14 protein-coding genes are annotated in these 14,420 nt (G+C 65.2%); 6 read left to right on the plus strand and 8 right to left on the minus strand.

Going from position 1 to position 14,420, the window contains the following annotated elements; all coding sequences use genetic code 11:
* Positions 1-41: 41 nt before the first annotated feature.
* From V3C33_15185 to V3C33_15195, 3 genes are all read right to left on the minus strand, one after another.
* Positions 42-515, minus strand: coding sequence for an SseB family protein (locus V3C33_15185; GenBank protein ID XAS66807.1), 474 nt, complete (start codon positions 513-515; stop codon positions 42-44).
* A gap of 119 nt (positions 516-634) precedes the next feature.
* Entirely contained in the window at positions 635-3,361 is a 2,727-nt protein-coding gene (gene topA / locus V3C33_15190) for a type I DNA topoisomerase (GenBank protein ID XAS66808.1), read from the minus strand.
* 126 nt (positions 3,362-3,487) lie between these two features.
* Positions 3,488-4,183 carry a winged helix-turn-helix domain-containing protein gene (locus tag V3C33_15195; GenBank protein XAS66809.1) on the minus strand — a complete coding sequence of 232 codons (696 nt, stop codon included), beginning with the start codon at positions 4,181-4,183 and terminating at the stop codon, positions 3,488-3,490.
* Positions 4,184-4,262: 79 nt separating this feature from the next.
* On the opposite strand from V3C33_15195, the gene V3C33_15200 reads away from it, so the two are divergent.
* Positions 4,263-5,573 carry an MFS transporter gene (locus V3C33_15200; protein ID XAS66810.1) on the plus strand — a complete coding sequence of 437 codons (1,311 nt, stop codon included), beginning with the start codon at positions 4,263-4,265 and terminating at the stop codon, positions 5,571-5,573.
* A gap of 82 nt (positions 5,574-5,655) precedes the next feature.
* Here the strand turns inward: V3C33_15200 and V3C33_15205 are convergent, their stop codons facing one another.
* From V3C33_15205 to V3C33_15220, 4 genes are all read right to left on the minus strand, one after another.
* A complete protein-coding gene (locus V3C33_15205; GenBank protein ID XAS66811.1) occupies positions 5,656-7,380 on the minus strand; it encodes a methyltransferase in 1,725 nt (574 codons plus the stop codon).
* A gap of 159 nt (positions 7,381-7,539) precedes the next feature.
* Positions 7,540-8,022 carry a hypothetical protein gene (locus V3C33_15210; GenBank protein XAS66812.1) on the minus strand — a complete coding sequence of 161 codons (483 nt, stop codon included), beginning with the start codon at positions 8,020-8,022 and terminating at the stop codon, positions 7,540-7,542.
* 509 nt (positions 8,023-8,531) lie between these two features.
* Positions 8,532-8,684, minus strand: a complete 153-nt coding sequence (locus V3C33_15215; protein ID XAS66813.1) for a hypothetical protein — start codon at positions 8,682-8,684, stop codon at positions 8,532-8,534.
* Positions 8,685-8,708: 24 nt separating this feature from the next.
* Positions 8,709-9,467 carry a MerR family transcriptional regulator gene (locus tag V3C33_15220; GenBank protein ID XAS66814.1) on the minus strand — a complete coding sequence of 253 codons (759 nt, stop codon included), beginning with the start codon at positions 9,465-9,467 and terminating at the stop codon, positions 8,709-8,711.
* A 202-nt stretch (positions 9,468-9,669) separates the two neighbouring features.
* Between V3C33_15220 and V3C33_15225 the strand changes: the two genes are divergently transcribed.
* The 5 genes from V3C33_15225 to V3C33_15245 all read left to right on the plus strand — a co-directional run bounded on the left by V3C33_15225 (position 9,670) and on the right by V3C33_15245 (position 13,252).
* Complete coding sequence (locus tag V3C33_15225; protein XAS66815.1) at positions 9,670-10,656, plus strand: NYN domain-containing protein; 987 nt, start codon at positions 9,670-9,672, stop codon at positions 10,654-10,656.
* Positions 10,657-10,852: 196 nt separating this feature from the next.
* Positions 10,853-11,323: a hypothetical protein gene (locus tag V3C33_15230; protein XAS66816.1), complete on the plus strand. Its 471-nt coding sequence runs from the start codon at positions 10,853-10,855 to the stop codon at positions 11,321-11,323.
* The gene (locus tag V3C33_15235) at positions 11,212-12,009 is read left to right on the plus strand and encodes a hypothetical protein (protein XAS66817.1); all 798 of its coding nucleotides are present in this window, start codon (positions 11,212-11,214) and stop codon (positions 12,007-12,009) included. Before V3C33_15230 ends, V3C33_15235 begins: the two co-directional genes overlap by 112 nt.
* A 49-nt stretch (positions 12,010-12,058) precedes the next feature.
* Positions 12,059-12,502, plus strand: a complete 444-nt coding sequence (locus tag V3C33_15240) for a hypothetical protein (protein XAS66818.1) — start codon at positions 12,059-12,061, stop codon at positions 12,500-12,502.
* A 168-nt stretch (positions 12,503-12,670) separates the two neighbouring features.
* On the plus strand, positions 12,671-13,252 hold the full coding sequence (locus V3C33_15245) for a hypothetical protein (GenBank protein ID XAS66819.1): 582 nt from the start codon (positions 12,671-12,673) through the stop codon (positions 13,250-13,252).
* Positions 13,253-13,307: 55 nt separating this feature from the next.
* Here V3C33_15245 and V3C33_15250 read toward each other — a convergent pair whose 3' ends face one another.
* Positions 13,308-14,201, minus strand: coding sequence for a rhodanese-related sulfurtransferase (locus V3C33_15250; GenBank protein ID XAS66820.1), 894 nt, complete (start codon positions 14,199-14,201; stop codon positions 13,308-13,310).
* Positions 14,202-14,420 lie beyond the last annotated feature (219 nt).

The raw sequence follows: 14,420 nt of genomic DNA on the forward strand, positions 1-14,420 counted from the left end.
GCAACTGCGCCATCACATTTCCTGCCGGGCGCAGCGGACGGCTATTCGGCAGAAGGTCCTGTGGCGGGTTTGGCAGCTTCGTCGGCGGGTTCGTCGGCAGCTTCGTCGGCGCGCTTGAAGTCGCGTTTGATGTTGGCCACGCCTTCCGGGTTGATCTCGAATCCGAACGCGCTGCCCGGGTTGATGACCATGCCCAGCTCTTCCCCGATGTTGGCAATGATTGCGGCGCCCTGCGTTCCCAGCACATTGGGTGCGGCTGCAAGGTACTGCTCGTCAGCACGGCTGGGGTGCGAGAAAACGGCCAGAACGGGCTGGCCCTCGGAGTTCGCGAGCACCAGCGGCTCCACCGGGGCGTCCTCGCTTTCGAGCCCCTCGGTGCTGATGACGTAGACCTCGCTGTTGAGGAAGGACAGGATGACGTCCACGGGGCTCGAGCCGGGCTGTTCACCCTGGGCGAGCTTCTCTTCGAGTTCGTTCAGCGGCTGGATGTCTGTCGGAGCAGGCTGTTCAGTCATGTTCCTACTCGATCACGTTGAGCCCGCGGGCGCAAACGCGAGTTCGCGGGAAACCTGCGGGTTCGCCGTAAATTTCCGGCGAACTCGCACGTTTCCCGCGATCTCGGCGCGGCAGGAAGCTACTTCTTCGCGGCAGCCTTGCGCGCCGGAGCCTTGCGGGCTGTGGCGGTCCGCTTAACCGGCCCCCTGGCCCGCTTCTCCGCGAGAAGTTCGACGGCGCGTTCCCGCGTCAGTTCCTCGAGTGCGGTGGTGCGGGGCACCGTGATGTTGGTGATGCCGTCGGTGATGTACGGGCCGAAGCGGCCTTCCTTCACCACGATGTTCTTTTCCGACACCGGGTCCGGGCCGAACTCAGCCAGCGGCGGAACAGCGGCACGGGCGCCGCGCTGCTTGGGCTGGGAGTAGATCTCCAGGGCCTGCTCCAGAGTGATGGTGAAGATTTCATCTTCAGACCCGATGGAACGTGAGTCCGTGCCCTTCTTCAGGTACGGGCCGAACCGGCCGTTCTGCACCGTGATCGCGTGGCCCTCGGCATCCGCACCGAGGACTCGGGGCAGGCTCATCAGCTGCAGGGCCTCGTCCAGGGAGATGGAGTCAACCGCCATGGACGCGAACAGTGAGCCCGTGCGGGGCTTGGCCTTGACAGGCTTCTTCGGCGGCTTGGGCTTGCCGTTTTTGTAGTACTCCACCGGCTGGTTGGCCAGTTGTTCCTCTGTCATCTCCGGAATGACTTCCGTGACGTATGCGCCGTACCGGCCGTTTTTGGCCACCACGGTGTGCCCGGTGTGCGGATCTGCACCCAGGACGCGCTCCTCGGGAGCGGCCGTCTCCATAAGTTCGATGGCCTTGGCCGCCGTGAGCTCATCCGGTGCCAGGTCCTCCGGAACGTTGGCGCGGGAGGCCTCGACAACCTCTCCGGTCTTCGGATCCACAGTGGGGATGGAGCTTTCCAGATACGGGCCGAACTTGCCGACACGCAGGGTGATTCCGTCCGTGATGGGCACCGAGTTGATCTCACGGGCGTCGATTTCACCCAGGTTGTTCACAATGCTCAGAAGGCCGGGATCGGAATCCTCGCCGTAGTAGAAGTGCTTCAGCCAAGCGGAACCGGCGGCCTGGCCGTTGGCAATCTTGTCCAGGTCAGCTTCCATGTCTGCCGTGAACTCGTAATCCACGTAGTCGGTGAAGTGCTGCTCCAGGAGGCGGATCACGGAGAACGCGATCCAGCTGGGAACCAGCGCGGAACCCTGCTTCCGCACGTAACCGCGGTCCTGGATGGTGGAAATAGTGGAGGCATAGGTGGACGGGCGGCCGATGCCCTTCTTTTCCAGCTCGGCCGTCAGCGACGCTTCCGTGAAACGCGGCGGCGGGGAGGTCTCGTGGCCAACGGCGAGGATGTCCGAGGCTGCGAGGGCGTCGTCCTTGGCCACGTTCGGCAGACGGCGGGCTTCCTCGGATTCGTCGTCGCCGCGGCTTTCGTCCTTGCCTTCCTCGTAGGCAGCCAGGAAGCCGGGGAAGGTGATGACTGTGCCGGAGGCGGAGAATTCGGCGTCCCGGCCGTCGGAAGCCACAGCGCCAAGCTTGATGGTGGCGGTGGAGCCCTTGGCATCGCCCATCTGGGAGGCAACGGTGCGCTTCCAGATCAGCTCGTACAAACGGAATTCATCGCCGCTGAGCTGCTTGGCAACCTGGGCCGGGGTGCGGAAGGAGTCACCGGCGGGGCGGATGGCCTCGTGCGCCTCCTGCGCGTTCGCTGCCTTGCTGCTGTAAACCCGCGGAGACTGCGGAATGTACTCTGGGCCGTAAAGCTCCGAAGCCTGGCGGCGGGCAGCCGTGACGGCCTCGTTGCTCAGCGCGGAGGAGTCCGTACGCATATAGGTGATATAGCCGTTTTCATACAAGCGCTGGGCGACCTGCATGGTGCTCTTGGAGGAGAAGCGGAGCTTACGTCCGGCTTCCTGCTGGAGCGTGGAGGTGGTGAACGGCGCGGCCGGGCGGCGGGTGTACGGCTTGGTGTCGACGGAGCGGACCCGGAAGTCGGCATCCTGGAGGCTTGCCGCCAGCGAGGTGGCGAGCTCCTCATCGAGGTGCGCCGCATTGCGGGCGGTGAGTACGCCGTCGTCGTTGAAGTCACGGCCGGTGGCCACCTTGGCGCCGTCGACGGCAGCCAGCTTGGCCTTGAATGAAGCGGCCCCTGCGCCGAACTGGCCGGTCAGGTCCCAGTAGGACGCAGCCTTGAACGCCATGCGTTCGCGTTCACGGTCCACAACCATCCGGGTCACCACGGACTGCACCCGGCCGGCGGAGAGGCCGCGGGCAACCTTGCGCCACAGCACCGGGGAGATCTCGTAGCCGTAGAGGCGGTCCAGCACGCGGCGGGTTTCCTGCGCGTCGACGAGGTCCTGGTCCACGTCGCGCAGGTTATCCATGGCGCGGTGGATGGCTTCCTTGGTGATTTCACCGAAGGTCATCCGGTACACCGGCACCTTGGGCTTGAGCACTTCCAGCAGGTGCCACGCGATGGCCTCGCCCTCGCGGTCCCCATCGGTTGCGAGATAGAGAGCGTCGGCATCTTTGAGCTGCGCCTTGAGTTCGGCGACCTTTTTCTTCTTGTCCGGGGACACCACGTAGTAGGGCTTGAAGTCGTTTTCAATGTCGACGGCGAACTTGCCCAGCGGTGTCTTCTTCAGTTCCGCGGGGAGCTCGGAGGGCTGCGGAAGGTCGCGGATGTGACCGATGGAGGCCTCAACGATGAAGCCCTCGCCCAAGTACTTGGCGATGGTCTTGCTCTTGGCGGGAGACTCTACGATCACGAGTTTCTTGCCGGTTTTGGCCTTGCTTGGCACGGTGCTCCTACAGAAAAAGGTTGCTCGGGCAGATGCGCCCATACCCGCCTAGTTCACCATATTTTGCAGAATCATGCCCATTCGTGTGGAAAACGCGTGCTGCCCGTCACATGGGCGGATGCAAAGCTACTGCCCGGTAACGGCACCCGCACGGTCGTCCGGAATCATGGACCACATGGTGGACATACGCTCGGCTCCCGCCGGAATCCGACTGGGGTCCTCCAGCTCGTAGTCCTTCAACAGCTCGAAGACCCGCTCGGTGAGCTCGGCCCGCTGCTCCGGCGTCAGGTACAGCAGGTTGCTGGCCAGGACCACCACGGACGACGCCTCTGACGACTCACCGCGCTTGCGCCGTTCGTCGCGGACCTTGGCGTAGGCGCTTGCGCGGCGGCGGAAGGCATCCAGCTCGAGATCCAGCACCGCGAATTCCGGGCTGGCCGCTCCCCCGCCGGAGTTGATGGTGAAGTCCGTTCCGGCGGCTTTCCAGCGGCGTTCCCTGGCATCACCGGATGCCTCCGCGGGGACCACCATCCCCCACTTCTGCAGCGCCCGCAGGTGGTAGCTCATGGCGCTCGGTGTCAGGCCGGTCTGCGCTGCGAGCTCGGTGGCCGTGCGGCTCTGCTGAGTGGAATACAGCTCCGAGATGACCTCAAGCCGGGCCGCGTGGGCGAGTGCCCTGATGGCCTTGGGATCGGTGATCTCCACTTTCTTCTCCGGCCGCGGCCTGCGCTTGGCCGTTTCCGGCGCCGGCTTGGCGGGCGACGGAGCTGCGTTTGTTGCGGCAGCGCCGGCGGGCTCCGCCTTTGAAGGATCTGTATTCACCGCCCCAGTCTATCCGGAGGCGTCCAGTTGTGAAATAAGTGCTTGACATTATTGCTCGTGAAAGAGTACTTTCAGAAATATGAAACAGACACTTCATAAAGTGGCGGATACTGAACGGCCTCTCTGGCGCAACCGCGACTTTGTGCTCGCCAGCAGCTCCCGTTTCATCGCCACGGCAGGCATTGGCGCCGTCGTCGTCGCCATCATGCTGCACCTCCAGAGCGCCGCGGCGGCCGGAAACGCCGCCATCCCCGGCCCCTGGCTGGTGGCCGGCTACCTGCTGTGCTCGGCCCTGCCGCTGGTGGTTTTTGCCCCGTGGGCGGGCCGGCTGGCGGACACTAGAGATTCAAGGACGCTTGCGACGGCGGCTTCCGCAGTCAGTGCCGCGGCTGTCGCCGGCATGGGACTGGGCATGCAGTACGTGGACAACTACATCCCCGTACTGTTCGCCATGACGTTTGTGCTGGACACCGCACAGGCGGTTGCCGGGCCCACGTGGCAGGCCCTGCTGCCCCGGATCGTGGGCGAGCGCCGCACCCCCAGTGCTGTCGGAACCATGCAGGCCACCACAATGATTGCCGGAATGGTTGGCCCGGCTGCGGGCGGGCTGCTGACCGGTTGGGGCGGTTTCTCACTGGTCTTTGCGGTGGCCAGCGCCTGCTATGTGGCCATGGGCATGGGCGCATTGCTCATCCGGACCAGGCGCGGAACAGCCGCCGAACAGGCCGGCCGCGAGCGCCCTGCGCTCATGGGCGGGTTGAGCCTGATTCGGAAGGACAGCCTGGTGTGGGCCCTGGTGCTCGGCGCACTGTTCTTTATCACCGCGGGCGAGGCCACCAACGTACTGGAGGTCTTCCTGGCCCGCGGTGAATTGGGCGCCAGCGAAACCCAGTACGGGCTGTTGGCCGGAGTCTTCGGCCTGGGCATGGCCGCCGGCGCTGCGCTGTCGGGGCGCATCAAAACGCCCCCGGCGCGGCTTCGCATCCTGCTCGTTTCGATGGCCCTAACGTCCGCATCTCTGGCCATCATGGGCCTGGTTCCCAACATCACCCTGCTGTTTGTGGCCTACACCGCCATGGGGGTGGCGTGCGGGGCGCTGAATGCCTGCTTCGGGGCGATCGTTATCCTGCGGATCCCGGAGAGCGGCCGGGGCCAGGCCATCTCCATCATCGGCGGAATGACCCGGGCCGTGTCCATCGCCGCGCTGGGCGTGGGCGGACTGCTCGGTGCCCTCCTGCCGATCCGCAGCAGCTTTATGATCACGGGCGCCGCAGGAGTTCTGGTGGCGGTGGCCCTTGCGGCGTATGTTCTGCCGCGGTTCGGTCACGGGGGTGCCGCCGTCGCAGAACTCCATCAGCCTGAGCTCCATCGGCACGTTCCAGCGCCCTAAGTTACATAGCTGATGGAGTTCTGTGCAGTGTTCAAACGGCGGCAGTGTTCACGCGGGGATCAGGTTCAAACGGGAAGCAGGTTCAAACGGGAAGCAGGAAGCCGTCCCTGACCAGGTTGCCTACCTCGGCGAGGAGCCCGGAGCGGAGCGCCTCGCCGTCGAATCCGTCTGCCCCGCCGAGCAAAGCCTCAAGGGCGCCGATGATCTGCCGGACGGACAGATCGCCGTCGCACGCTGAGACGAACCCGGCCAGCTCGGTGCTGAGCAGGTTCGTCCGGCGGAGCCCGGCACCCTGGCGCAGCAGGATCACGCCAGGGTGTTCGGCACCGGGACGCTGATGGCGCTCCTCGGTGACGTCGTCTGCCACAAGCAGGTGCGTTTCGGCAAGGACGTTCGTGGCCAGCCAGTCAGCGCGTTCGACGGCGGCACCCAGGTGGGGGCCCACCGGCTGTTCGATGGGGTACGTGATTTCCTCGAACCGGCGGATGACTGCGGCACCGGGGACTGCGGCACCGGGGACTGCGGCACCGGGGTCCGTGACACCAGCGTCGGCAGAAGCAGACACGACGTCCGGCCTCCGCAGCCAGATCATGCCGAAGCCGATCGCCTCCACATCGCGGGCGGCAAAGTCGTCCAGGTAGGCCCCGTAGGCGCGGGCGTAGAGGCTGCGGTCCCGGCCCTCGGAGGCATCCTGCAGCCAGGTCTCGGCGTACTGCTCCGGGCCCACCTGCTCGCGCTGGATGAACCACACATCGGTGTCCGTGCCGGCCCAGTCCTGCGGCCGCTCATCCCAGGATTTCCCCGCTGTGATCTCCCAGTTGCCGAGCATCTGGGCCGTGCCGCCGGGTGCCAGAACAGAGGGCAGCGATGCCACAAGACGGGACACGATTTCGTCACCCGGCAGGCCGCCGTCCCGGTAGGTGAACTGGTCTGTTGCTGCTTCACCCAGACTGCGCGGCGTGATGACGAATGGCGGGTTGGACACCACCAGCCCGAATTCCTCGCCGGCCACCGGCTCCAGCAACGAGCCCAGCCGCAGGCTCACCCTGTCCTCCAGCCGGGCCGGGTCCACGTGCAGGGCCTCGGCGTTGAGCAGCACGTTGAAGCGGGCAAAGGCGAGGGCCCGTGCCGAAATGTCCGTGGCCGTCACATGCTCGCAATGGTGCAAGAGATGGAATGACTGGATGCCGCAGCCGGTTCCCACGTCCAGGGCTTTTGCCACGTGCCGGCGGATGGTGGACTGCACGAGGGTGGTGGACGCCTGCCCGATCCCCAGCACATGATCATGCCGGAGCACTCCGGCCTGCTGATGGGCGGCGAGGTCGCTGGCCACCCAGAGCTCAGCACCGCCGCTGCCCGGGGCGTCTTCCCCTGCGGTCCCCTCCCAGCCATACGGCCGCAGGTCAGCCTTCGCTGCGATCACCGCGCCCGATTCCGCCGGATCCCCCGCCCCGGGCACCGGCTCAACGAGCCCCAGCGTCAGGAGACCTTCCGTGCGGATACCCGGGAGGGCGGCGTCGAGCGTTTCAACCGTCTGTGGAACGGCCAGGAGCCAAAGGCGTACGACGGCGGCCAGCGCCACGGTTCGCGGGTCACCGTGAGTGGCGGTTTCGGTGACGATCAGCGCGGGGATGAGCTGGTCCCGGTTCAGGGCCGTGGAGGCGGATTCGCCCAGCAGTCCGGCCACGCCGTCCAGTGTGTAGCCGATGCCCCGCAGGTCAGCGGCGAGCGCCGTGAGGAGTTCGGGGCGATCACTCCGGGGTGCATCGGGCGTGTTGCCGGCGGTGAAGTGCGTTGATTCGGTCACCGGGCAAGTCTATTCTCGGCGGGGGTGTAGGCGGACGCGCTGGCTTTGGGCGCGGGTACTCCGGGCGCTGATACTGCCGGGGCGGGCATCTCCACACCCCGGCAGTACGCCTGGCTAACACTGTTTTGCATGACTGGACGGAATACTGCGTGGTCCGGGCTAGGAGAACGCGTTGTCGCCCGGAATATGGAGCAGTTTGCGGTTTCCGAGGGGTTGGGCGAGGTCAACGATTCCGCTGGGCGTCTGCAGTGCCGCAACGTCTTGGCACGGCGTGGCTGGGTTGCGGTAGACGGGGACGATGGCGACCTCTGTGGACGTTTCGACCACAATAACGCCCTTATCGGTCTGGCATTCCCCTGCCTGGGAGTACCGAATGACAAGTTGTTTTCCGCCATCCCCTGTTTCCAGGAGTCGCCACGCACCCACCTCATCGCCGCTCCTGTACGTCGGTACGAGGTGTACGGGCTGCGGATGTTCGTCCGGGAGTAGGCCGGCCGGCTGAAGGGGGTCAACGGTCGCGGCGTTCCACAGGGTGTCGGGGAATCCTGCGTGGGACGCCGGACCCTGATCACATGCGGCTATCCCTAGCGTAAAGGCGACAACCGCAAGGACGATACAGACTCCCCGCGCCAGCGTTCTCATCCGACATCAATCTGCAAATTGCCGGAGGCCGAACCGAGTCTCAAGGTCACGGCCTGCCAAGGGAAGTAATAGCAAGGCTTGACGGGGCTTATGTCTAAAACCAGGCCAATGATGATACCCACTGCTCGGACACCGCCCGGAAGATAGCAGTCATATACCGGTCCTCCACTGTCGACTGCTCTGCCACCAACCTTATTGCTAAGTCTGATTCCACTCGGCATTCCCTAGCTCCCAACTGCAGAATTGCGATTACGGATCAACTTAGATCGGCAGACCGGGCAGCACAATGCGTCGGAGTCCCTGGCAGCCAATCGTCTATCTGTTCGTAATAGAGGTTCGCCGGTCTCGATCTTTCCTGAGGCAGGGTTTCGGATGGGTCAGGGCTTAACCTCGATCTTTCATGAGGCGGGGTTTCGCCCTGGTCAGGGCTTACCGGCTGCCTGACCTGGTCGATTCTTGCACGAGGGTGTGACAGTGCGGCCGCTGACCCCGGGCGGCGAGGCCCTTTATCAGCAGAGACGTTCGGGGGCTGACGCTGCCACATGCAGGACGGTTTGGCGGGCGTGCCGGCTGACCTTCCCGGCGATCTCGAAGACCCTCGCGCGGAGTTCCTTTGGTTCCCATCGCCGGTCGCGGGTGCCGGCGAAGGCGAGCACCTTCATGAAATGCCGAGGCTAACACCGGATTTACAGATTCTTCTCCGCGTAGATGCGCAGTGCGTCGCGGACGAAACCGGCACCTGCCTCGCCGCCGTAGTTCGCGGCGAAGCGCGGGTCCGCAGCGTACATCTCGCCGAGACCGGTGACGTACCCCTTGGCGTCGCCGCCTGGCGCCGCCGTCGGAGTTCCCGGAATGCCGGTGAGCCACTCGACGTGACGCTTCGCGAGCTCCTGCGCCTCTGCGCTGTCCCCCGCGGCGCCTGATTCCGCAGCGGCGATCCAGTCGTTTCCGAGTTGCTGGGAGTGCTGCTTCCACGCGGTCTTTTCGTCCGCGCCCATGCCGCGCCACCATGCGTCGCTCTTTGCGTAGGAGCTCTTGCCCCAACGCTCCTCAACCTCATCCTTGTATTGGGTGTGGTCAAAGCCGTCGAACATGTCCTCTGCCATGATTTCCCCTCCTTCTTTCACTGCTTTGATGGTTTGCTGGACCGACGCGATCTGCCGCGCCAGCCGGTTTTGTTCCTGCCGGAGCCACCCGAGGTGACCGCTCAGGGCCTTCGCGGCATCAGCCTCGTTCTGCACCACCTGGGCGATCACCGGCAAGCCGAGCCCCATGCCACGGAGGAGCAGGATGCGCTGCAATTGCACCAGCGCGGCCTGATCGTAGTAGCGGTAGCCGTTGAAGCCGGTGCGGCTTGGCCGGAGCAGGCCGATGTCATCGTAGTGGCGCAGGGTCCGGCTTGTTGTGCCGGCGATCCTGGCGATTTCCTGGATGGACCAGTCCATGGGCCCCTCCTCCGGTGGTGTCATCTGCGGGTGGGAATGACCCGACAATGTGACTATAAAGGTTGACGCTACGTCAAGGTCAAGGCCTTCCGCGGCCAAAGGCGTGCGACGCGGCGAGCGCCGCGGTGGCCGGCGCACCGGGGGCGGCCGGCTCGGCACCGCGCTGCAGAGATTGCCGCCGGCACAACCTATGCTTCTCACCATGAGCCGCAAAAGTGTGATCTTCGTTGATGCAGGGTTTCTCCTCGCTACGGGCGGCCTTCGGGTCACCGGGAATTCACTCAGGTCGGCGTTCACGGTCCAGTACAAGAGTCTGGCGGACGGCATCCAGAGTTTCGTGAGGAAGAGGGATGATCGTGACCTGCTCAGAACGTACTGGTACGACGCCGCGAAGGACGGCCTGTTCAGCGATGAGCACAAACGGATTGGGCTTCTTCCCGGGGTGAAGGTCCGGTTGGGACGGATGTCGTACAACGGCGAACAGAAGGGGGTTGACCTGAAGCTCGGCCTCGACCTCGTGGGGGTGGCGCGTAACCGGTCGGCCGACGTCGCATACCTGCTGTCCGGCGACGACGATCTCGCCGAAGCTGTCGAAGCCGCCCAGGACCTCGGCATGAAAGTGGTCCTGCTTGGCATCGAGAATCAAGGACACAGACTGGGCGTCACGGCCGTGGCGGAACACCTGGCCCTGCAGGTTGACGACATTGCAACCCTTCCGCAGTCACTGCTGGACGGGTGCTTCGCGAAATCCGGCCAGCTCAGCGACCCCGCCCCTGCCACAACTGCGCCGAACGTCCTCCTCCCGGTCAGCTCAGCCGACGGGCACACCCGGCCGGTTCCTTCGCCCGGGCCGCGGCGTGCCATACAAGTGGCCAGGCCGCATCCTGCCGTTCGCAGGGAACCCGTGTACTCAACGGAATCGGGTGCTGCTCCTACTCCCAGCCCATGGTTTGATCTGGTTGAATCTGCGGAGCAGGTGGCCGTCAGCCTCGCGAACAACTGGCATGGGAGCGTCACCCAGCTTGAAATCAATGAACTATTGGCCGAGCGTCCTTTGCTGCCGCCGGATATTGACCGCGTCCTCATCAAGGACTGTGCCGCGAAGATCGGCGAAACGAAGACCGACATCCAAGACATCCGCAAAGCCCTCCGCGCGACGTTCTGGCGGCGCCTCGACGAACTGGTCTAACAGCTTTCCGCCTTGCGGATTCAGGTCACGCAGGGAATCATTGGGGCATGCGTATGCAGCAGCGATTTATGAGCCCTCGGCCGCTTCCCGGCCGCACGGGCTACTTGTCGCGCGCATAACTGCAGCTGCCGTGGTCCGTCCGGCTCAGCGGCTGAGGGTGAACTCCCCTCCCGCAGCTGAACCCAAGGACCCTGCCATGAAAAACTACCTTTCCCTCACTGACCTCAATTCCGCCCTGGCCCTCCGCGATCTGTCCGATCCTGCCGCCGGCCCGCACGCCATGCAGCTGCTCCTGGCAGAGGTGGTCGTCGCCCTGGAACGGCGTTGGGACGTGCCGTCGCAGACCCACCGGATCAATCCGCTGGTGGCCACCTCGCACAACTACGACCGCCTGGGATATTCGCCCGACGACGTCACCCGGGACTCGCGCTACTCCCGCCATGTGAGCCCCACGGTTATGCTCCGCAGCCACACGTCGCCGCTATCCCGGCGCTGCTGGACTCGCTCCGGGACGAACTCGGCTATTACGACCAGCTGCATGTGCTCCCTGGCCTCGTGTACCGTCGAGACGCGATTGACCGCACCCATGTGGGTGCCCCGCACCAGGTGGACCTGTGGCGGATCAAATCGCGTGGGCTGCTGGGGGCCGCAGAGCTGCACACCATGATGGCCGCCGTGGTTGAAGCCGTGCTGCCCGCCGAAGAGTATCCGGACGTGCGGTGGCGCGCCACGCCTTCGAAACACAGCTATACGGCCGCGGGCCGGCAGCTGGATGTGCAGATCGCCCTGCCGGACGGACGCCGCGAATGGCTGGAGCTGGCCGAGTGCGGGCTGGTGGCCGCGCCGATCCTCCGCGGTTCCGGCCTGGATCCGCGGCGCTGGGCAGGGCTGGCTTTGGGCATGGGCCTGGACCGGGCTCTGATGCTGCGGAAGGGGATCGGCGATATCCGGCTCCTGCGCTCGCAAAGCCCGGAGGTCCAGGCGCAGCTGCTGGATCTGCAGCCGTACCGGCCTGTCTCGGTGATGCCGGAGGTCAGGCGGGATCTCTCGCTGGTGCTGGCAAACGCGGCAGACGCCGACGCCGAATGGCTCGGCGACCTCGCCCGCAGCGCTCTCGGTGGTGATGCTGATGTGCTGGCAACGCTTGAGGTCAAAGCGGTGACGCCGACGGCGGAGCTGCCGCCGGCCGCCGTCGAACGCCTCCGCATGGCTCCCGGGGAGGTGAACGTGCTGCTTCGGCTGGTGCTGCAGCCGCTGGACCGCACCCTGACTGACCAGGAAGCCAACGGCCTGCGGGACAGGGTGTATCTGGCTCTGCATCAGGGGCTGGTGCCCGAGCTGATCGCGGGGTAGGCGTGGCAGGGCGTCAGTCATGCCAAGGTTCAGCGGGTAAATTGGAGGCATGGCTAAACTTCCTCCGGTGCTCCTCCGCGCCGTTTCCGGGGCGGCCGGCGCCGCCGTTGTGCTGCTGGCCGCAACCGCCTGCTCTGCGGCCGTTTCGATTGAAAACGCCGATGTTCCTGCTTGGAAAGCCACAGCGCTGCCGTCCGCAGGCGGGATGATATTGGAGGATTCCGGCAAGATTCTGAACCGGGATCCGGTCGTCCGGGAAACGCCCAACGTTGCCGCGGGCGGCTACACGCTGACCCTGACATGCGACGGCGGCGGCAAGGCGTTTTTAGCCGTGAGCTCCGCGGGCAAGAAGTTGGTGGACACCGGCGCAGCGTGTAACGGCAGCCGCGAAACCGTGAAAGTAACCCTGCCGGCGCCGGGCCCAGTGGCGATCAGCGCCTCCAGTGTGGACGCCCCGCTCATCTACGCCTACCAGCTGGTGGCCGCCTGGTAACTGGGCGGCGGAACCCTGCTGGAGCTCACGTTCGGCTGCGCGGCGTCACGCAACATGTGGTTCAGCTCAAGACTGGTTCTGTCACGTTGCACGTCGTGAGACACACGGGCGGCGGACGGACCGGCTGCCCCTATGGTTTGGAGCCAAGCACGGGCATAAAGTCAGAGTATGCCCACCGCGCATGTGGCCAAGGTGCGTCCTCCCCGTTGGCCGGCACCCCGGGTGCCTCCATTGCGCACCCCGGCAGCCGCCGTCGTACTTTGCGTTGCGCTGTGTGCCGGCGCTGTCCTGACCGGCTGCGAGTATTCGTATGACGACGGCCGGGAACCTCTGCCCGATTCCGCGGTTTCATCAGCGGCACCGCCGTTCACGAGCGCCGCGTTGCCTCAGGATCCCCGCCTGAACGAGCCCGTGTCCGGGGCGGAACTGGAGGCATGGGCGGCGCAGGTCCTGCCGGACGCTGAAGGGCAGCAATTCCGCAGCAGTTTCGGGTCGCTGGCAGCCGGCCACGTCAGGACGGAATCCACCGGCCAATTGCCCAGCGGGACATACGCGCTGACTCTCGCGTGCCGGAGCCAGCGCCGGGTTTCCTTCACGGTGCGGGACGACCAATTTGCCCTCGTGGACCTCAGCCTGCGCTGCGGAACATCCAGGGTGAACGTGGTGTATCTGAGCGCAGATACGCTGCTCACCGTGCGGGTGGATTCCCAGTCGGCCTCGAATTTCGCGTACCGCGTCAGCCGGATCTGAGCGCCCACGCGTTGAGCCTGCCGCGCCCCCGGACTCAACAGACCCGATCACCAGGTCAGGCGGCGCAGCCTTCCGGGCAGCGCAGGGTCTCCGGGTTCGACGCGCACCCGGCACAGTACAGGGTAAGCGTGCGGCAGCTGAGGTTAGAGCAGTTCTCGAACTTGCTGGTGGGTGCCGAGCAGCGGACGCACTCGCCGATGGTCTTGGCGTCCTCGCTGAATTCCAGGTGCATGCGCTTGTCGAACACGTAGAGGGAGCCTTCCCAAAGGCCCTTGTCTTTGAAGGTTTCGCCGTAGCGGACGATGCCGCCGTCGAGCTGGTAGACCTCTTTGAAGCCGCGGTTCACCATCAGGCTGGACAGCACTTCGCAGCGGATGCCGCCGGTGCAGTAGGTGACAACCGGCTTGTCCTTGAGGGCGTCGTACTTGCCGGAATCGAGTTCCTTGATGAAGTCGTGGGTGGTGGCGACATCCGGAACAATGGCGTCCCTGAACTTGCCGATCTGCGCCTCGAAGGCGTTGCGGCCATCGAAGAACACCACCTCCTCGCCGCCCCTCTTCCTGGCGTCCACCAGATCGTGGAGCTCCTCGGGCTGCAGGTGTTTGCCGCCTCCCACCACGCCGTTCGCGTCGACTCTGAGTTCGCCGGGCGCACCGAAGGAGACGATCTCGTCCCGGACCTTGACGCTCAGCCGCGGGAAGTCCTCCGCGCCGCCGTCGGACCATTTCACGTCGACGCCGTGGAAACCCTTGTACTCGCGGGTGGTCTTGAGGTACTGCTTGACCGCACCCATCTCGCCGCCGACTGTGGCATTGATGCCGTCCTTGGAAATCAGGATGCGGCCGGTCAGGCCGAGTTTCTCGCACAGGGCGCGCTGCCACAGACGCACAGCGTCGGGGTCCGCGATCGGGGTAAAGCCATAAAAGAGCACAATTCGGTTCAAAGCCACGTATTTAAGGGTACTTGGTGCCCGGAAACCTGCGGAACCAGGCTCCCCGCAGGCGCGATCGTGGCAGCGATGAACACGGGCAACGGGAGTGGCATCCGGTACGCCGGCTCGCTGCGGGGGTGCTGAAGTTCCGCGGCTGTGGCCGGCGTCGCTTGCATCTGGCTTGGTCCGGTCCGGTCACAATTGCATAAGCAAGTCTGGTATCCGCGACTTAGCCCT

The organism is Micrococcaceae bacterium Sec5.7 (assembly GCA_039636785.1).
In the GTDB taxonomy this organism is placed as follows: domain Bacteria; phylum Actinomycetota; class Actinomycetes; order Actinomycetales; family Micrococcaceae; genus Arthrobacter.